Annotated in this window: 20 protein-coding genes; 7 read left to right on the top strand and 13 right to left on the bottom strand. The window is 69.7% G+C overall.

The annotated features are described in order from the left end of the window. Positions 1-96 precede the first annotated feature (96 nt). The 8 genes from ACTWQN_RS06740 to mbhE form a co-directional block, all read right to left on the bottom strand. Positions 97-360 (bottom strand): hypothetical protein, encoded by a 264-nt coding sequence (locus ACTWQN_RS06740; protein WP_443202439.1) that lies wholly within the window; start codon positions 358-360, stop codon positions 97-99. A gap of 199 nt (positions 361-559) precedes the next feature. Further along, complete coding sequence (mnhG, locus tag ACTWQN_RS06735; RefSeq protein ID WP_443202438.1) at positions 560-907, bottom strand: monovalent cation/H(+) antiporter subunit G; 348 nt, start codon at positions 905-907, stop codon at positions 560-562. Next, the gene (locus tag ACTWQN_RS06730; protein ID WP_443202437.1) at positions 904-1,170 is read right to left on the bottom strand and encodes an MrpF/PhaF family protein; all 267 of its coding nucleotides are present in this window, start codon (positions 1,168-1,170) and stop codon (positions 904-906) included. Before ACTWQN_RS06730 ends, mnhG begins: the two co-directional genes overlap by 4 nt. A 2-nt stretch (positions 1,171-1,172) precedes the next feature. Continuing rightward, positions 1,173-1,709: a Na+/H+ antiporter subunit E gene (locus ACTWQN_RS06725; RefSeq protein WP_443202510.1), complete on the bottom strand. Its 537-nt coding sequence runs from the start codon at positions 1,707-1,709 to the stop codon at positions 1,173-1,175. A 1-nt stretch (position 1,710) separates the two neighbouring features. Then, positions 1,711-3,246, bottom strand: a complete 1,536-nt coding sequence (locus ACTWQN_RS06720; protein WP_443202436.1) for a Na+/H+ antiporter subunit D — start codon at positions 3,244-3,246, stop codon at positions 1,711-1,713. Beyond that, positions 3,243-3,659: a Na(+)/H(+) antiporter subunit C gene (locus tag ACTWQN_RS06715; protein ID WP_443202435.1), complete on the bottom strand. Its 417-nt coding sequence runs from the start codon at positions 3,657-3,659 to the stop codon at positions 3,243-3,245. The genes ACTWQN_RS06720 and ACTWQN_RS06715 overlap by 4 nt, the downstream gene beginning before the upstream one ends. Then, positions 3,656-4,201, bottom strand: coding sequence for an MnhB domain-containing protein (locus ACTWQN_RS06710; protein WP_443202434.1), 546 nt, complete (start codon positions 4,199-4,201; stop codon positions 3,656-3,658). Before ACTWQN_RS06710 ends, ACTWQN_RS06715 begins: the two co-directional genes overlap by 4 nt. Continuing rightward, positions 4,198-6,558: a hydrogen gas-evolving membrane-bound hydrogenase subunit E gene (mbhE, locus tag ACTWQN_RS06705; protein ID WP_443202433.1), complete on the bottom strand. Its 2,361-nt coding sequence runs from the start codon at positions 6,556-6,558 to the stop codon at positions 4,198-4,200. Before mbhE ends, ACTWQN_RS06710 begins: the two co-directional genes overlap by 4 nt. Before the next feature lie 448 nt (positions 6,559-7,006). On the opposite strand from mbhE, the gene ACTWQN_RS06700 reads away from it, so the two are divergent. Further along, on the top strand, positions 7,007-8,686 hold the full coding sequence (locus ACTWQN_RS06700; protein WP_443202432.1) for a serine/threonine-protein kinase: 1,680 nt from the start codon (positions 7,007-7,009) through the stop codon (positions 8,684-8,686). Positions 8,687-8,690: 4 nt separating this feature from the next. Here the strand turns inward: ACTWQN_RS06700 and ACTWQN_RS06695 are convergent, their stop codons facing one another. Further along, complete coding sequence (locus ACTWQN_RS06695; protein ID WP_443202431.1) at positions 8,691-9,272, bottom strand: TetR/AcrR family transcriptional regulator; 582 nt, start codon at positions 9,270-9,272, stop codon at positions 8,691-8,693. A 101-nt stretch (positions 9,273-9,373) separates the two neighbouring features. On the opposite strand from ACTWQN_RS06695, the gene ACTWQN_RS06690 reads away from it, so the two are divergent. The 5 genes from ACTWQN_RS06690 to ACTWQN_RS06670 all read left to right on the top strand — a co-directional run bounded on the left by ACTWQN_RS06690 (position 9,374) and on the right by ACTWQN_RS06670 (position 13,598). After that, complete coding sequence (locus ACTWQN_RS06690) at positions 9,374-9,799, top strand: nuclear transport factor 2 family protein (RefSeq protein ID WP_443202430.1); 426 nt, start codon at positions 9,374-9,376, stop codon at positions 9,797-9,799. Positions 9,800-9,840: 41 nt separating this feature from the next. After that, a complete protein-coding gene (locus ACTWQN_RS06685) occupies positions 9,841-10,650 on the top strand; it encodes a purine-nucleoside phosphorylase (protein WP_443202429.1) in 810 nt (269 codons plus the stop codon). A 177-nt stretch (positions 10,651-10,827) separates the two neighbouring features. Further along, positions 10,828-12,465, top strand: a complete 1,638-nt coding sequence (locus tag ACTWQN_RS06680) for a phospho-sugar mutase (protein ID WP_443202428.1) — start codon at positions 10,828-10,830, stop codon at positions 12,463-12,465. Positions 12,466-12,467: 2 nt separating this feature from the next. Continuing rightward, the gene (locus ACTWQN_RS06675; RefSeq protein ID WP_443202427.1) at positions 12,468-12,920 is read left to right on the top strand and encodes a flavodoxin family protein; all 453 of its coding nucleotides are present in this window, start codon (positions 12,468-12,470) and stop codon (positions 12,918-12,920) included. Positions 12,921-13,259: 339 nt separating this feature from the next. Continuing rightward, positions 13,260-13,598, top strand: coding sequence for a hypothetical protein (locus ACTWQN_RS06670; RefSeq protein WP_443202426.1), 339 nt, complete (start codon positions 13,260-13,262; stop codon positions 13,596-13,598). Positions 13,599-13,711: 113 nt separating this feature from the next. Here the strand turns inward: ACTWQN_RS06670 and ACTWQN_RS06665 are convergent, their stop codons facing one another. The 3 genes from ACTWQN_RS06665 to ACTWQN_RS06655 form a co-directional block, all read right to left on the bottom strand. Next, positions 13,712-14,884, bottom strand: coding sequence for a glycosyltransferase family 2 protein (locus ACTWQN_RS06665; protein ID WP_443202425.1), 1,173 nt, complete (start codon positions 14,882-14,884; stop codon positions 13,712-13,714). Positions 14,885-14,996: 112 nt separating this feature from the next. Next, positions 14,997-15,377: a type II toxin-antitoxin system death-on-curing family toxin gene (locus tag ACTWQN_RS06660; protein ID WP_443202424.1), complete on the bottom strand. Its 381-nt coding sequence runs from the start codon at positions 15,375-15,377 to the stop codon at positions 14,997-14,999. Positions 15,378-15,391: 14 nt separating this feature from the next. Beyond that, positions 15,392-15,598 (bottom strand): type II toxin-antitoxin system VapB family antitoxin, encoded by a 207-nt coding sequence (locus ACTWQN_RS06655; RefSeq protein WP_443202423.1) that lies wholly within the window; start codon positions 15,596-15,598, stop codon positions 15,392-15,394. 54 nt (positions 15,599-15,652) lie between these two features. Between ACTWQN_RS06655 and ACTWQN_RS06650 the strand changes: the two genes are divergently transcribed. Further along, on the top strand, positions 15,653-16,243 hold the full coding sequence (locus ACTWQN_RS06650; protein ID WP_443202422.1) for a TetR/AcrR family transcriptional regulator: 591 nt from the start codon (positions 15,653-15,655) through the stop codon (positions 16,241-16,243). A gap of 252 nt (positions 16,244-16,495) precedes the next feature. Here ACTWQN_RS06650 and upp read toward each other — a convergent pair whose 3' ends face one another. After that, positions 16,496-17,119, bottom strand: a complete 624-nt coding sequence (gene upp / locus ACTWQN_RS06645; RefSeq protein WP_443202421.1) for a uracil phosphoribosyltransferase — start codon at positions 17,117-17,119, stop codon at positions 16,496-16,498. Positions 17,120-17,215 lie beyond the last annotated feature (96 nt).

Raw genomic sequence — 17,215 nt, 5'->3', positions numbered from 1 at the left:
TCCCACAGGTTCGGCGCTAGGTCTAGTCCATGGCGAGAATTGGCACCGAAATAATTTCGCAAAGAACCGACCATGCCGCCGGTTTTACTTGGGCTCCTACTTTTTGCGCTTGACAAAGAAGACCGGCTTCTTTCTCGCCTTGCGGGATAACAGGACCAAACCGATCAGCACCACTCCCGCGATGCCGATCGCGAAGCGTTGCCGCTCGTCGACCGGCGGCTGCGCGGGCGGGTTCGGGGTCGGTTGCTGCGCCACCACCGCGATCGAGGTGTCCGCTGTTCCGCTGGCCGCGGCTGGCGGCGTCAGCAGGAGGAATAACGCGATCGCAAGGCCTGCGAGCACGCGGCCGGTCCGCCACATGTTGGCTCCACACCTCTCTGCGCCGCGTCCGTCGACGACACTTCGGTGGTCACTCGTACCGGTCCATTTGATCATATTCGGCGCTGAGAGTGACCAGGAACTTCGAGTTCCGCCGGATCGGCCCAGTGCCGTCAGACCAGTGCAATCGGCCCAGTGCCAGAAGTCAGCCCAGTGCCAGAAGTCAGCCCAGTGCTAGAAGTCAGCGCACCAGCCTGTCCCGGTCGATGCGGTCACCGAGCTCATCGATCACCAACGTGTCCCGCGCGATGTTGTCCGTGCGGTACGCGGCGCGGCCGACGAGCTGCGCCAACACCGGCGCGGTGAGCATCTGGAACAGGCCCACCAGGATCAGCGCGCAGGCGTAGCCGAAGTCCAACCGCACCGCGGTGCCGATCAGGATCAAGATCAGCCCCAGGGTCTGCGGCTTGGTCGCCGCCTGCAACCGGGCGGCCACGTCCGGGAAGCTCAGCAACCCGATGGCCCCGAGCAGGCAGGACAGCGCGCCACCGAGCAGGCACACCGCGGAGAACAGGTCCAGCCAGCTCATCGGTACGGCTCCTTCTTCTCGATCAACCGCGCCGCGCTGACCGAACCGATGAAGGCCAGCAACGCGAACGCGGCCAGCAGCGCGATGTTCGACCCGTCGCCCTGCCAACCCATGCCGACGCAGGTCGCGGCGACCACCAGGGTGACGAACACGTCCACCGACACGATCCGGTCCAAGGTGCTGCGACCGCGCAGCAACCGGATGACCACCAGCAGGCCCGCCACGCACAGCAGACCGAAGGTCACCAGGAAAACCCAGGCCATGTTCACCCCTCCCGTCCGGTCACCAGCGCCACCTCGGCCGTCGACCCGACCGCCCGCACCACCCGCTTCTCCAGGGCCAGCACGTCGCGCCGCACCGATTCGGCGTCGTCGGGTCGCATGCCGAGCGCGTAGACGTAGCAGATCCGGTTGGCCCGGTCGATCTGCAGCACGAACTTGCCCGGCGCCAGCGACACCGCGTTGGCGACCATCGCGGTGAGGTGGTCGGAGTCGGTCCGCAGCGTCACCGCGACGATGCCCGACTTCGCGTTCGGCCCGTGCCGCACCGCCTGCCAGGACACCCGCAGGGTGGAGATCACCAAGTCCCAGGCCAGGTAGCCGATCAGCAACGCGAACCGCAGCGGTCGCACCACGATGCCGGTGTTGATCGTCGGGAGCGGGAACAAGGTGGTCACCAGCAGCGCCACCAACAGGCCGAACAGCAGCGTGCCGAGGTCGAAGCGGCCCCACAGCATCACCCACACCAGGGTCAGCCAGGCCACCAGCGGCAGTCGTCGCAGCAACCGACGACGTCGGCCCATCTCATTCACCGGCGGCACCTCCCAACACCGCGCTGCGGTAGGTCTCGCCGTGCATCAGGTCGCTGGCCGCCCGGCCGCTGACGGCGGCCAGCGGACCGGCGACCACCGCGATCACCACGCTCGCGGCCACCAGCACCCCGGTCGCGGCGACCATCGGTCGACTCGACGTGGCGGTGCCGACGACCAGTTCGTCGGTCGGATCCGGGTCCGGTTCCGGAACCTTGACCTGGCCCCAGAACGCTCGGGTCCACACCCGCGCCATCGCGTACAGGGTCAGCAGGCTGGTCAGCACCGCCCCACCGGTCACCGCGTAGGCGGTCCAGGTGTCCGCGCCGACACCGGCCTGCAGCAGCGCCAGCTTGGCGACGAAGCCGGAGAACGGCGGCACTCCGGCCAGGCTCAGCGCGGGCAGCGCGAACAGCACCGCGATCAGCGGCGCGGCCTTGGCCAACCCGCCCATCCGCGTCAGCGCGACCGTGCCGGTGTGCCGCGTGATCAACCCGCTGACCAGGAACAGCGTGGCCTGCACGGTGATGTGGTGCACCACGTAGAGGATCACCCCGGTCAGCCCGGCCACGTCGTAGACGCCGAGGCCGAAGAGCATGTACCCGATGTGGCTGACCAGCAGGAACGACAGCAGCCGGTTCAGGTCGTTCTGGGCCAGCGCGCCCAGCGCGCCGACGATCATGGTGATCAGCGCGATGCCCAGCATCAACCGCCAGCTCTCGGAGTGGCTGAACACCAGTGTCTGGGTGCGGATCAGCGCGTAGATGCCGACCTTGGTCAGCAGTCCGGCGAACACCGCGGTCACCGGCGCGGGCGCGGTCGGGTAGCTGTCCGGGAGCCAGAAGTGCAGCGGCACCATCGCGGCCTTCACCCCGAACACGATCACCACCAGCAGCGCCAGCGCGATCTGCAGCCCGTCCGGCAGTTGGTGCACCTTCTCGCCGAGGTCGGCCAGGTTGACCGTGCCGGTGGAGGCGTACACCAGCGCGATCATCGTGATGAACAGCAGCGAGGAGGCCAGGCTGACGATCGTGTAGGTCATGCCCGCGTGCACCCGGGTGGCCGTGGTGCGCCGCGTGATCAGCACGTACGACGAGCTCAGCATGATCTCGAAGGCGACGAACAGGTTGAACAGGTCGCCGGTGAGGTAGGCCAGCGAGACGCCCGCGCACAGCATCAGGTACATCGGGTGGAACGTGGTGCTGGAGCGTTCCCGGCCGTAGTCGGTGATGCGCTGGCCGATCGAGTAGATCAGCACCGCGAAGGTCACCACCGAGGAAACCACCAGCAGCAGCGCGGAAAGCCGGTCGGCGACCAGGGTGATGCCGAACGGCGCGGGCCAGCCGCCCATCTGCAGCACCACCGGGCCGTCGCGGTCCGCGACGTAGAGCAGCACCGCCGCATCGGCGATGATCGCGCCGAGCACGATGAGCCCGAGGACGCGCTGCAGGTCGGCGAACCGCCCCAGCGCCAACGACAATCCGGCGGCGGTCAGCGGCAGCAGCACGGGCAGGGCCACCAAGACCGTCACGACGTGGCCTCCTTCGCCAGTTCCTCGGTGCTGTCCTCTTCGGACTCGGCAAGTCGGCGTTCCAGCCGTTGGATGCGCCGGTCCTCCACGTCGTCGCGGACCTCGTCGTGGCCGAGCAGCGTCCACGACCGGTACGCCAGCGCCAGCAGGAAGGTGGTCAGGGCGAAGGTGATGACGATCGCGGTGAGCGCCATGGCCTGCGGCAGCGGGTCGACCATCTCGCCCGGCGAGGTGGTGCCGATCATCGCGGCCCGACCGGGCGGGCCTCCGGCGGTCTGCAGCAGCAGGTTCGAGCCGTGCCCGAGGATCACGATGCCCAGCAGGATCCGCATCAACGAGCGCTGCATCAGCAGGTAGAAGCCGACCGAGTACAGCACGGCGAGCACGATCGCCATCGTCAGGTTGATGGTCATCGCTGCCCCCTGGCCGCTGCGGCGGCGTCGGCTTCGACGCCCGAGCCGAGGGTGCGCAGCAGGTCGAGCACCACGCCCACGATCAGCAGGTACACCCCGCTGTCCAGCAACACGCTCGTGACGAACTTGATCTCGCCGAGCGGTGGCACGGTGAGCTTGTAGATCGCGGTCTCCAGGAGTTGGCCGCCGAAGAGCAGCGGCACGAACGCCGAACCCGTCGCGATGATCAGGCCCAGTCCGATGAGCACCGGCGGGCGCATGGACACGATCGCGCTGTCGTCCATCCGGCCACCGGCCAGGTAGCGCAGCACGAACGCCTGCCCGGCCACCAGACCACCGCTGAAGCCGCCACCGGCCCGGTCGTGACCGGCGAACAGCAGGTAGATGGACAGCACCAGCACGGTCGGGAACACGATCCGGGCGGCCAGTTCCAGCAGCACGGAGCGCGGCATGCCGCCCCGGCGGAACCCGGACAGCAGCCAGCGCTCGGTCGGGGCGTCCCAGGTGGTCCAGGACGGCCGGGGTTGGGTCGGCGGGGTCATTCGCGCACCTCCTCCTGCTGCTTGGTCAACGCCTTGACGCGTATCGGCGGTGTCACCCGGGTGCTGCGCCTCCGGCGTTCGTGCCGGGCGGCCAAGATCAGACTGGCGACACCGGTCGCCGCGACGGCGAGCACCGCGATCTCGCCGACGGTGTCGAAGGCGCGGAAGTCGACGATGATCGCGTTGACCACATTGGTCGCTCCGGCGCCCTGTTCGGCGTTGGCGATGAATTCCGCGCTCGCCTCCGACGGCGCCTGCCGGGCGGCGCTGAAGATGACCGCGGCCAGCGCGATGAACACCCCGGCCGCACCGGCGATGATCGCCTTGGGCACCCGCAGCGCCTTCGCGGTGTCGGTCTGGTTGAAGCGCACCGGAAGTCGGCGCAGCACGAGCACGAACGCCACCAGCGTCAACGTCTCGACCAGGAACTGCGCCAGCGCCAGGTCGGGCCCACCGTCCAAGATGAACAGACCGCCGATGCCGTAGCCGACGACACCGACCAGCAGCACCGCGGTCAGCCGCCGCCGCGCGCGCAGCACCGCGATCGCCGCGACCACCACCACGATGCCCAGCGGGATCTGCAACAGGTTGTCGTAGGCGCGCACGTCCGCGGGCACGCTGGCCCGCATCACCAGCGCCGAACCGGGGATCAGCAGCACGGTCAGCAGGATGATGCCGAGGTAGGTCGGCAGCGATCCCACCTGCAGGCGACCGGTGACACCGACCGCGACCCGCTCCAGCAGCGCCATGATCCGCTCGTAACCGCGCTGGGCGTCGAGCAACCGCGGCAGCCGGTGCCACAGCGCGGTCACGCGCGCTCGGCCCAGGTGCAGCGCGACACCACCGGCCACCGCGATCGCCGACAGCAGCAGCGGCAGCGTCCAGCCATGCCAGAGTTCCAGGTGGTAGGGGTCGCGACCGACCGGGAAGGCGCTCGCGTAGGCGCTCGCGAGCTCATCGGCGATCGGGTAGCCGACGCCCAGCACGATGCCCACGATCGCGGGCAGCGCGGTCGGCACCAGCGCCTCGACACCGGCTGGTTTCGCCCTGGTCGCGGCCAAATCGGGTTTGTCCGCGAAGGCGCCCCACAGCACCCGCAGGCTGTAGGCGACGGTCAGCATCGAGCCGACCACCAGCACCGCGTCGACCAGCAGACCGGACTGCTGGGCGTCCAGGAACGCGCTGAACGCAGCCTCCTTGCCGAGGAAGCCGAGCATCGGCGGCAACCCGGCCATCGACGCCGCGCCCGCGACGGCGATCACCGCCAACCAAGGCATCCGGCGGCCCAACCCGGAAAGCTCGCGGATGTCACGGGTGCCCGTCTGGTGGTCGATGATGCCGACGACCAGGAACAGCGTCGCCTTGAACATGCCGTGTGCCAACAACATCGTGGCTCCGGCGACCGCGGCGGTGTACGTGCCGGTGCCGAAGAGCACCATCAGGAAGCCGAGTTGGCTGACCGTGCCATAGGCGAGCAGCTTCTTCAGATCGAATTCGTGCAGTGCCCGCCAGCCGCCGAGCAGCATGGTCGCCAGGCCGAACAGCACGGCGGGCAGCCACCACTGCGGCACCCCCGGGAACACCGGCCCCAGCCGAGCCACCAGGAACACACCGGCCTTGACCATCGACGCGGCGTGCAGGTAGGCGCTGATCGGGGTCGGCGCCACCATCGCAGCCGGGAGCCAGTTGTGGAACGGCAGCTGGGCGGATTTGGTGAACGCGCCGATGAGGATCAACACCGCGGCCACCGCCACCGGTGCGCCGCCGGGCGGGTTCGCGATCAGTTCGGAGATCCGGTAGGTGCCCGCGGACTCGCCGAGCACCACGAAACCCAGCAGCATCACCAGGCCGCCCAGGCTGGTGATCATCAGCGCCTGCAGCGCGGACCGCCGCGACTCGCGGCTGATCCCGGCCTGCCCGACGAGCAGGAACGAGCAGATCGTGGTCAGTTCCCAGAAGACGTAGACGGTGATCAGATCGTCGGCGAGGACCAGCCCCAGCATCGCGCCCGCGAAGGCCAGCAGCAGCGGCGCGGAGCGCCTCGCGGCACCGCTGCCGCGGCTGAAGTAGGCGTCGGAGTAGATCAGCACCAGCGCACCGATGCCCGCCACCAGCACGGTCATCAGCAGCGCGAGCGGGTCGAGCCGGAAGCTGAACTCCAGTCCGAGCAGCGGCGCCCACGCCACCGTTTCGCTGATCACCTGCCCGGCCAGCACGGGCCGGGCCTGCGCCAGCACCCAGGCCAGCGCCGCGGCGGGGGGAACCGCCGCGGTCAGGAAGGCCGCGCGGGTGCTGCGCCGGGCGAGGAACGGCAGTACGAGAGCCACCAGCAGGTGCACGATGACGAACGCGAACAAAGGCACCTCCTCGACGCCGACTGGCCGTGGTCACGCGGACCCGCCGACACCCGAACACCGGGATTGTTCGCCGCCGCCACGGCGGGCGCACCGCTACCGGCGAAGTGCCGCCGCGCTGCCACCGCTGCGAATATCGGCTTGAGGAAGGCTCGGGCCACCGATGTCCAGCGAGGTCCGATCGGCGCCCAACTTATCCGAAACGCACCACTCGCGGCCAATCCAGCGCTGATCGCGTATTGGCCGCTCGGAGGCCGTTTTTCGTTGCGACGAAATGACCTTGGCCGCACCGCGAGCCGCGGATCCGCAACTGTCCGGGTGGGATAGTTCACTTCTGGTAACGCCGTCTGCGGGCACCTCGGGTGCGCGATTCGGCGGTATCGGCAATCGTCCCAGCTGGGCAACGATCCTGTTCGGTTCAACCTCGCGAGGCGGACCGACCATGGAAAATATGGCTGTGCCCACGGATAGCAACGACACCCTCGCGGGCGCCGGTCGGCTGATCGGCGACCGGTACCGCCTGGAACGCGAGCTCGGCGGCGGTGCGATGGGCACCGTGTGGTCCGGCATCGACGAGCTCCTGCGACGACCGGTGGCGGTCAAGGAGGTCAAGCTGCCGCCTGGCATGCCGGAGGAGGAGGCCGCCGAGATGCGCGAGCGCGCGCTCCGGGAGGCCCGCGCCATCGCCGTCCTGTCGCACCCCAACGTCGTGACGCTCTACGACGTGGCGCGGGAAGCCGGCGAACCGTTCGTGGTGATGGAACTGGTGCCGTCGCAGAGCCTCGCCACGATCCTCGGCGAGCACGGCGCGCTCGACGACCACCAGTTGGCGATGATCGCCGACGGCGTCGCCGCCGGGCTGGAGGCTGCGCACCGGGCCGGCATCGTGCACCGCGACGTCAAGCCCGGCAACGTGCTGATCGGCGACGACGGCCGGATCAAGGTCAGCGACTTCGGCATCTCCCGCAACATCGCCGAGCACACCATCACCAGCACCGGCATCCTGCTCGGCACCCCGGCGTTCATCGCGCCGGAGGTTGCCGGGGGTGAAGCGGTCACCTCCGCCGCGGACCTGTGGGGGCTGGGCGCGACGATCTTCGCCGCGGCCGAGGGGCGCCCGCCCTACGACGTGGCCGACGATCCGCTGGCCACCGTCACCGAGGTGGTGCGCGGTCCCGTGCCGGTGGTCACCCGGCCCGGCCCGATCGGCGAGATCATCAGGGGCCTGATGGTCAAGGATCCGACGCAGCGGATGACGCTGACCGACGTGCGCCGCCGGATCCAGCACCTGCTGCCCGAGCCCGGTGCCCGCCCGTTCTCGATGTTGCTGGACCCGGATGCGCCGACGGTGAAGGTGCGCAAGCGCGATGCGCTGCCACCCGTCCAGCAGCCCGGGTACGAGTTGGCTTCGACGCCGCTGGCCCGTGATCCCGGCCTGCCGCCGTTCGTGTTGCGGGAGGCGCCGCAACCGCGCCGCCGGTCGCCGTGGGCGGTGCTCGCGCTGGGGGTCGCCGCGGTCGTGCTCTTCGCCGCCACGCTGGTCGGCGGTTTCGCCGCGACCCGGCTGATCGCCGGTAAGTCGCTGCTGCCGGAGCCGCCGAGGTCGACCACCGAGACCGGCGAGCAACCGCACCTGGTCGAGCTCAAGGACAACGCGAAGCACACCTCCGCACCCGACGGCGGCAACTTCAGCATCCTGGCGCCCAACGATGCCGGTTGGCGGCTGTTCCACAGCGAACGCACCGACATCGCCAACAGTTCGGTGGTGTCGTTCGTGTCGCCGGACGGTGCGACGGAGATCGCGGTGCAGCGCTACGGCGAGTTCTTCCGCGAGGGCCACCAGCTGGCGGACTACGAGGCCGCACTGCCCGGGTTCGCCGCTGGCGGCAAGGGCGATGTCCAGGTGACTCCCAGCTTCACCGACGGCGCCAACCGGCGGATGAAGTACACGACCATCGAGTTCAACCTGACCGGGAAAGCCGGTCCGCCGCGGCGGCGCAGCACCACGGCGGAGCTGATCAGGCGCGGTGACGACCTGTGGATCGTGCGCGTCACGGTGCCGATCGACGAGGCGGCGAGCAGCGATGAGCTCCTCGACCCGGTGCAGCGGAGTCTGAAAACCGGCTTGTGAGCGATCAGCGGGCGCGCAGTCCGTCGAACACGATCCGCAGCGTCCGGCTGATCACCTGCTCGTCCAGGTCGGCTTCCGCCGCGGCGCGGGAAGTGCCGATCAGCAGCGCGTAGACCTCGGGCAGGTCGACGTCCCGCCGGACCGCCTCGGCGGCTTGCGCCCGCGCCAGGAGTTGACCGAAGGCCGACCGCAGCTCCTGGTGCGCGGCGTGGGCGGCGGTTCGCACGTTCACGCCGCCGTCCGCCAGGGCACCGGCGATGGCGATCTTCGCCGGTGCATCGCGCACCATCAGCGTGAAGAAGTCGAAGAACGCCTGACCTGGATCACGCGCGTCGAGCCGCTGCGCGGCGCGGTCGCGCAACCGCGTCAACCGCCCCACGAGAACCGCTTCCAGCAGCGCTTCTTTGGTCGGGAAGTGCCGGAACACGGTACCGATGCCGACCCCGGCGCGGCGGGCGATCTCCTCGGTGGACGCGGCCTGCCCCGCTTCACCGAAGACCGCGTCGGCGACGTCGAGGATGCGCTCCCGGTTGCGGCGCGCGTCGGCGCGCAGCGGACGGTCCGGTGCTGGCTGCGGTGTGGTCACGGCTCCCCGCTCGGTTGACAACCGGAGTGACGACTCCATATATTCGGAGTTGTCACTCCGATTAGGTTCCCAGTGCTCCACCAAGCGTGCAGGAGACAGCCGTGCCAAACGCCCCCACCCCGACCGAAGTGTTCGAAGAACTCCTGCACGGCGTGATCAACCGGCAGGTCGAGAACCTGCCGAACCTCTACGCGGCGGACGCCGTGGTGCAGCACCCGATGAGCCCGCGCGGCGGTCCGACGTTGCGCGGTCGGGAGCAGCTGGCGGCGCACTTCCGCGCTGGCCTGACCCGAACCTCACCGGACATCCAGGCCCGCGACGTCGTGGTGCACCAGACCACCGACCCCGAGGTGATCGTCGCCGAGTTCGAGTACCACGGCACCGCGCACGACGGGGCCGCGTTCGCCGTGCCCTGCGTGTTCGTGCTGCGGGTGCGCGACGGTCAGATCGTCGCCTCGCGCGACTACGTCGACCACCTCGCCTTCGCCAGGGCCCGGGGCGACGTCGACGCGCTCCTGCGCGGCTGAATCAGCGCTGGGCGGCTCGGCACGGACTAAGCTGCCCGGCCGTGACGCCTACCACTACTTCCGACCCCTCCGCCGCCGCGAACGCGGCAGCCGCCAAGCTCGCCGAGGTCACCGGCACCCCGCGCCACGACCTGGCCGTGGTGCTCGGTTCCGGTTGGCAGCCCGCCGCCGAGGAAATCGGCCGACCGACCACCGAGCTGAGCATGTCCGACCTGCCTGGCTTCGCCGCACCGGGCGCGCTCGGGCACAGCGGCAAGATCTGGTCCGTGCCGGTGGGCGACAAGCAGGTGCTGGTCATGCTCGGGCGGACGCACCTGTACGAGGGCAAGGGCATCGAGCCGGTGGCGCACGGCGTGCGGACCGCCGTCGCCGCCGGGTGCCGCACGGTGGTGCTCACCAACGCCGCCGGTGGGTTGCGGGCAGGCATGCAGGTCGGCCAGCCGGTGCTGATCAGCGACCACGTCAACATGACCGCGCGCTCACCGCTGGTCGGCGCGAACTTCGTGGACCTCACCGACCTGTACTCGCCACGGCTGCGGGAACTGGCCCGGGGCATCGATTCGTCGCTGGAGGAAGGTGTCTACGCGGGGCTGCCCGGTCCGCACTTCGAGACCCCGGCGGAGATCCGGATGCTGCGCGGACTCGGCGTCGATCTGGTCGGGATGTCGACGGTGCTGGAGGCCATCGCGGCCCGCGCCGAAGGTGCCGAGGTGTTCGGGCTGTCGCTGGTGACGAACTTGGCCGCCGGGTTGAGCGGACAACCGTTGAACCACCAGGAAGTGCTGGACGCCGGTCGCGCTTCGGCCAGCCGGATGGGCAAACTGCTGCGGTCCCTGGTGGAGGCGGCGTGAGTGACAATTTCTCCGCCGCTCGCGACGCCGCGCCCGGGTGCGGGTGTCCCGCAAGACACCGGGTGCGGGTGTCCCGCAAGAAACCGGGTGCCGGTGTCCCGCAAGGCACGGGGGGCGGCGTGAGTGGATTTGGTCGCTGTGGCAGCCAATTCCGCTCGCCGTGCGGCAGGAGGCGGCATGGCCTTGGATGATCGGTTGCGCGCAGCCACCCGGCAGTGGATCGCCGATGACATCGACCCGCGAACCCAGGCCGAGCTGCGGCAACTGCTCGACGCCGACGACCCGGCGCTGGCCGACCAGATGTCCGGCATGCCGCGGTTCGGCACCGCGGGTCTGCGCGCCCCGGTGGGCGCGGGGGCGAACGGGATGAACCGCGCGGTGGTCGTGCGCACCACCGCTGGTGTGGCGGCTTGGCTGATCGAGCACGGTCACGGCGGCGGTGTCGTGGTGGTCGGCCGCGATGCGCGGCACGGCTCGGAGGTTTTCGCCGCCGACGCCGCCGGAGTGCTGGTGGCAGCCGGTTTCGACGTGCGGATGCTGCCCGAGCCGCTGCCGACGCCGGTGCTCGCGCACGCCGCCCGCGCGCTGCGGGCGGTCGCCGGTATCCAGATCACCGCTTCGCACAACCCAGCGCAGGACAACGGCTACAAGCTGTACCTGCGGGGCGGCATTCAGCTGGTGAGCCCGGCCGACACCGAGATCGAGGCGGCGATCGCCGCGACACCGGCGGCGAATTCGGTGCCACGCGAGGAAGGCTGGTCGACCTACGAGTCCGCGCTGGAGGACTACCTGGCGCGCGTTGTCACCCTGCCTCGTGGCGACGCGCGCTCGCTGCGGATCGCGGCGACCGCGCTGCACGGTGTCGGGGCGCAAACGCTGCTGCACGCACTGCACCGCGCGGGTTTCGCCGACGTGCACCTCGTTTCCTCCCAAGCCAAACCGGATCCGGATTTCCCCACCGTCGGCTTCCCGAACCCGGAGGAGCCGGGCACGACCGACGCGCTGCTGGAACTGGCCGCCGAGATCGACGCGGATCTGGCCATCGCGTTGGACCCGGACGCCGACCGGTGCGCGCTCGGTGTGCCCGAGCACGGCAGCTGGCGGATGCTGCGCGGCGACGAGACCGGCGTGCTGCTCGCCCAGCACGTCCTGTCCACCCTGGATCGGTCCGCCACACCGGATCCGCTGGTGGCGACGACGATCGTGTCGGCCACCATGCTGCGTTCGATCGCCGCCGAGTTCGGGGTCCGCTACGCCGAGACGCTGACCGGTTTCAAGTGGCTGGTGCGCGCCGGGGACGGTGCCGGGACCGGCTTGGTCTACGCCTACGAGGAGGCGCTCGGGCACTGCGTCGACCCGGATCGGGTGCGCGACAAGGACGGCATTTCCGCCGCCGTGCTGAGCAGCGATCTGGCCGCCACCGCGAAGGCGGCCGGACGCGGCCTGCCGGAACTGCTCGACGAACTGTCCACCGTGCACGGCCTGCACCGGACCGGCCAGGTCTCGGTGCGCGTCACGGATCTGAGCGCGATCCCGCGGATCATGAGCCGACTGCGCGAGCAGCCGCCCGCCCAGTTGGCTGGGACCACTGTGGACATTGCGGATCTGCTGCCGGATACCGATGCGCTGGTGATCACCGGAGCGGGTGGGCTGCGGGTCGTCATCCGCCCGTCCGGGACCGAACCCAAGCTCAAGTGCTACCTGCAGGTCGTGGAGCAGGTGGGCGATCTCTCGCTGGCGGCGGTGAAGCGGCGGGCCGCGGATCGGCTGGCCGCGCTGGAGCGGTCGGTTTCCGAACTCGTGCGAGGGGACTGACGATGCCGCGGCTGCTGATCGTGCACCACACCCCGTCGCCGGGCATGCAGGCGATGTTCGAGCAGGTCGTCGCGGGCGCGACGACCGACGAGATCGAGGGCGTCGAAGTGGTGCGGCGAGCGGCGTTGAGCGCCACGGCCACCGATGTCCTCGAAGCCGATGGCTACCTCCTGGGCACCCCGGCGAACCTCGGCTACATCAGCGGCGCGCTCAAGCACTTCTTCGACACCATCTACTACCCGTGCCTGGATTCGACCGCCGGTCGGCCGTACGGCTGCTACGTGCACGGCAACGAGGGCGTGGAGGGCGCGGTGCGGGCGATCCGGGCGATCACGACCGGCCTGTCGTGGCAGCTCGTCGCCGAACCGGTCACCGTGCTCGGCCAGCCGGACAAGGACGCACTGGAGGCCTGCTGGGAGCTCGGCGCCACCGTCGCGGCCGGACTGATGCCCTGACCGCCTCATTCCCGCTGGTCAAGTGCGGTGATCATGGCTCGGTTCCAGCGCGTGCCGAAGCGCTCGCGGCGCGCACGCCAAAACGGCGAACCCCAGTTGATCTTGATCGGGGCCGCCGGAGTAACCTGATCGTGTCGTCGGGGCGCGCCCCTTGACGACACGGGGTGCCCTGGACAAAGCCCGCCTTCCCTCATCAACGTGCGATGTCCAGGGCGCCTTGCACTTGTTGCGCATAGCGTAATCGGCCCGCTCCCACCAGCCGCCGCGACAGGGCAATTAACAACAACTGTGCAGGCCCTCCGGCAGCATTTGACAGGCCGGAGGGGTTACCCTGCGACAGTGAGTGAGGAAGCGATCCGACTCGAACTCGACGAATCCGGCCTATCCGTGGATCTCCCACAACCCTCCGGTCCGCACGATCAGGTTCAGGGCGTGCCGTACCGACCTGTCGAGTTCCGCGACGACGACCTGCCGACCGCCTTGGAGCGGTCCGCCCAATGGCTCCGCGAAGCCCAGCGCTGGCTGGGTGAACCCATCGATGTCATCGCAGTCCACCTGGACTATGACGACCGCGAAGGCGCCCCCTACTACGACGTGAAGTTGCTCTGCAACGAAGAAGATCTAGCGGGCGCACCTATTGCCTTGCGGAGACTCCAACAAAGCGGCGCCGTCGGCTGAGGACTGAGCCACCAGGACGATGACCTGAAACAACCCTGGCAGACCGTAGATCCGAACGATTTGAACGCGGTGGCCCGTCCGAACGCCGGACGGGCCACTGTCGCGCTGGCGCTTCAGAACCTGGTCCGGCGACCTTTCCAACTCGTCGCACCGCGCATCGCGCGGCCCGCGCCGTCGAGCAGGAGCACCCCGAACAACGTGCCGCTGACCGGCGCCAACGGCGCCAACCACGGGTTCGCGCGCATGAACTTCGCCGTTCGGGCGTGCGCCGCGCTCTGCGCCGACCAGCCGAGGAGTCCGACCGCGGTCAGCACCGGGCGGCGCTGGCGCCAGCCGACCGCGACCGCGATCGGCGCGGCCACCGACATCGCGATCTGTCCGAGTCCGATCCCGGTCAGCAGCGGTACCGAGCCTCGGGTACCGGCCACGAAGCTCTTCCGGAACGACGCCCAGCCCTGGCGGAACGGATCCATGCCGCTGGTCGAGATGTGGTCGAGCCCGTCCACGGTGCGGGTGCTGCCGCCGTGGTCCCGCACCGCGGTGGCGATCGCCACGTCTTCGTTGCGCCGCGCGGCGAAGGCGGCCCAGCCACCGACCTTGTCGTAGTGCGAACGGCGCAGCAGGATGCAGTGGCCGATCGCGAAGGCCTTGCGCCCACGACCGTCCGGCGCGGCGTTCTCCCCGATCAGCTGCAGCCCCGGCGGCATCAGCAGCGGCCAGGACGCGGAGCGCCGGGGCGGTGGGCCGCCGGGCGTCGAGACCAGGTCCGCGTCGACTGCTTCCGCGGTGGCCAGCAGCCTGCTGAGCAGGTCGGGAGCCAGCACCGTGTCGGCGTCGACGAACAGCAACCATTCGCCCGCCTCCGGCGGCCCGGCCTCCTCCACCCCGACGTGCATGGCGTGCACCTTGCCGCTCCAGCCCGGTCGCGGCGCATCCACCCGGACGACCGTCACGCGCGGATCCGCCGCGGCGTGCGCGCGGGCGATCTCCCCGGTCCGATCCATCGAGCCGTCGTCCACGACCACCACGCGCAGCAGCCAATCTCCTTGTGCGCCATGGGTTTGCGCACTGATCGCACGCAGGCACCCGGCCAGTACGGCGGCCTCGTTGCGGGCCGGTACGACCACGGTGACCTTCGGCGGCAGGACTGCGGCGGGTTGCGGCTCGCGCAGCGGGACGATGGTCCGCGTCTGCGCAACGGTGCGCGCGCTGCGGATCAGCACACCGATGGCCGCAACACCGAGCAGCATCGATGTCCAGCTGATGCCTTCTCGCGGTGAAACCACCGCCACAGCGTGCCACGACGCGACCGCAACGATGCCGTTCGGCAGCACGAATTCGTTTTGAACTCTGCGCAAAGCGGACGTGCGCAGCAGTTCGCGTGCCTGGTGGCGGCCGTCAGACCTTCGGTTTGGCCCAGCGCTCCAGGCGGTCCGCCACTTCGGGCAGTTCCCGCTGGTCGCGGCCGACCTCGCGGACCAGCACCAGCGCCGCGTCGTCATCGGCTTCCACCCACCAGCCGTTGACGTCGCACATCGCCACCGCGGCCACCCAGCCCAGCCGCCAGTTGCCCTCGGACAGCGGGCGGGTTCGCACGATCGAGTCCAGCAACGCGGCGGACTTCAGCCACAGGGTCTCGTAGGCCGGTACGCCGAGAACCTCCGCGCGCGGTCGGTACGCCGCCGCGTCCAGCAGTCCGCTGTCCCGCACCATCAGGTCGCCGTCGGCCACCGCGGTGGCGAGCAGGAGCAGGTCGGACGTGTCGAGATAAACGGTCACCGGTCAATAGTCGATCATGCTGGGCCGAGCTTGTCCAACAATCCCCGATATCGCGGCAGCACCCGCCGCATGACGTCGTCCAACTGTTGTTCCCGCTGCTGACGCGCCCAGCGTTCGGCCAGCGCGCTGCGCACGACCTCCTGCTTGGACCGACCTTCGGCCGCCGCGAGTTCGGCGAGCCGGTGGTTCTCTTCTTCGGTGAGGCGCAAGGTCATGGCCATGCGCTAGATGGTATCGCGCTGATACCACTCGGTAAAAGACGATACTTTCAGTCGATGGCGAGACCGCGAGTGCACGACGAAGCCCTCCGCATCCGCCTGCTCGACCGAGCCGGGGAGTTGCTGTCCGCGCACGGTCCAGAGGGGTTGAGCCTGCGCCGCCTCGCCGCGGACGTGGGCACCTCGACCACCGCGGTGTACTCGCTGTTCGGCGGCAAACCGGGACTGGTCCGCGAGCTGTACGTGGAGGGATTCCGGCGGCTGTGCGACCGGATGGAGCGGGTGGCGCGAACCGGCGATCCGATGCAGGACCTGACCGCGCTGGGCCTCGCCTACCGGGACAGCGCGCTGGCCAACCGGCACTTCTACTCGATCATGTTCGGTCAGGCGGTCCCCGACTTCACCCCGGACGACCAAGCGCGGGAGCAGGCGCTGCGCAGCATCCTGCCGCTGCAGGAGACCGTCGAGCGGGCGATCGCGGGCGGTGAGGTGGTCGACACCGATCCGGCCGAGGTCGTCTTCGCCGCCTGGGCACTGGTGCACGGCCTGGTTTCGCTGGAGCTCAACGGCTCGGCACCTACCGATGACGATCGCGGGGCGCGCTACGAGCGGGCGCTGCGCAACACCATCGCGGGTTGGAGGCGCTGACCCCGAGCGACGGGGGTTGGCTACTCGGGGCCAGCGCGGTCGTGAGTGACCCTGGTCGTCCTAACAGCCACAACCACTCACGACTGATCGATTGAGCGAGGCGAGCAGCCGGAACGGGAACCGGCGCCTTCGAGTGGACATGGCGACTCCTGGATCTTTCCGGTGACCGGGGTCAACGTGGTATAGACCATATTCCAACCAGGTCTAGACCAGGTAGCGCCTGTTCGGCCGCAAAATGCTGCTGCGGGCGGCTCACACCGCGCCGTACTCGCGATCTCCCGCATCGCCGAGGCCGGGCACGATGAACCCCGACTCGTTGAGCCGCTCGTCGACGCTCGCGGTGACCACCCGCACCGGCAGCCCGGACTCCTCCAGCCGCCGCACTCCCTCCGGAGCCGCCAGCGTGCAGATCGCGGTGACGTCGCTGGCACCCCGCTCGGTCAGCAGGCTGATGGTGTGCAGCATCGAGCCGCCGGTGGCCAGCATCGGGTCCAGCACGAAAACCGGCCGCCCGGCCAGGTCGGCCGGTAGCGATTCCATGTACGGCGTGGGTCGCAGGGTCTCCTCGTCGCGGGCCAGCCCGACGAAGCCCATCTGGGCCTCCGGGATGAGCCGGTGCGCCTGATCCGCCATGCCCAGACCGGCCCGCAGCACCGGCACCAGCAGCGGTGGGTTCGCCAGCCGGTAGCCGTTGGTGCGCGCCACCGGCGTGTGGATCGGCTCCACCGCCACCTCGGCGTTCCAGGTGGCCTCGTAGATGAGCATCAGCGTGAGTTCCTGCAATGCGGCCCGGAATGCGGCGCTGTTGGTGCGCGCATCGCGCATTGTGGACAGTCTTGCCTTCGCCAGGGGGTGGTCCACGACCCGAACATCCATGACCGACAACAGTAACGGCCGAACCCCGCACAACACGTTACCCCTGCTCAACACAGCACCCCGAATGCCCGCCCCGGCCCCGCCCCGCAGCACCGC

This window comes from Saccharopolyspora antiqui, assembly GCF_052246905.1.
In the GTDB taxonomy this organism is placed as follows: Bacteria; Actinomycetota; Actinomycetes; order Mycobacteriales; family Pseudonocardiaceae; genus Saccharopolyspora.
The sequence above is the reverse complement of the archived record's forward strand: the minus strand, read 5'-3'. Positions and strand labels throughout refer to the sequence as shown.

What these genes read in the sequence shown, in the direction of transcription:
- ACTWQN_RS06730 (WP_443202437.1), bottom strand. Translation starts at nt 1,170, where the DNA reads ATGGCCTGGGTTTTCCTGGTGACCTTCGGTCTGCTGTGCGTGGCGGGC.
- ACTWQN_RS06700 (WP_443202432.1), top strand. Translation starts at nt 7,007, where the DNA reads ATGGCTGTGCCCACGGATAGCAACGACACCCTCGCGGGCGCCGGTCGG.
- ACTWQN_RS06715 (WP_443202435.1), bottom strand. Translation starts at nt 3,659, where the DNA reads ATGACCATCAACCTGACGATGGCGATCGTGCTCGCCGTGCTGTACTCG.
- mnhG (WP_443202438.1), bottom strand. Translation starts at nt 907, where the DNA reads ATGAGCTGGCTGGACCTGTTCTCCGCGGTGTGCCTGCTCGGTGGCGCG.
- ACTWQN_RS06655 (WP_443202423.1), bottom strand. Translation starts at nt 15,598, where the DNA reads ATGGCCATGACCTTGCGCCTCACCGAAGAAGAGAACCACCGGCTCGCC.
- ACTWQN_RS06725 (WP_443202510.1), bottom strand. Translation starts at nt 1,709, where the DNA reads ATGGGCCGACGTCGTCGGTTGCTGCGACGACTGCCGCTGGTGGCCTGG.
- ACTWQN_RS06740 (WP_443202439.1), bottom strand. Translation starts at nt 360, where the DNA reads ATGTGGCGGACCGGCCGCGTGCTCGCAGGCCTTGCGATCGCGTTATTC.
- ACTWQN_RS06710 (WP_443202434.1), bottom strand. Translation starts at nt 4,201, where the DNA reads ATGACCCCGCCGACCCAACCCCGGCCGTCCTGGACCACCTGGGACGCC.
- ACTWQN_RS06650 (WP_443202422.1), top strand. Translation starts at nt 15,653, where the DNA reads ATGGCGAGACCGCGAGTGCACGACGAAGCCCTCCGCATCCGCCTGCTC.
- upp (WP_443202421.1), bottom strand. Translation starts at nt 17,119, where the DNA reads ATGGATGTTCGGGTCGTGGACCACCCCCTGGCGAAGGCAAGACTGTCC.
- ACTWQN_RS06680 (WP_443202428.1), top strand. Translation starts at nt 10,828, where the DNA reads ATGGCCTTGGATGATCGGTTGCGCGCAGCCACCCGGCAGTGGATCGCC.
- ACTWQN_RS06675 (WP_443202427.1), top strand. Translation starts at nt 12,468, where the DNA reads ATGCCGCGGCTGCTGATCGTGCACCACACCCCGTCGCCGGGCATGCAG.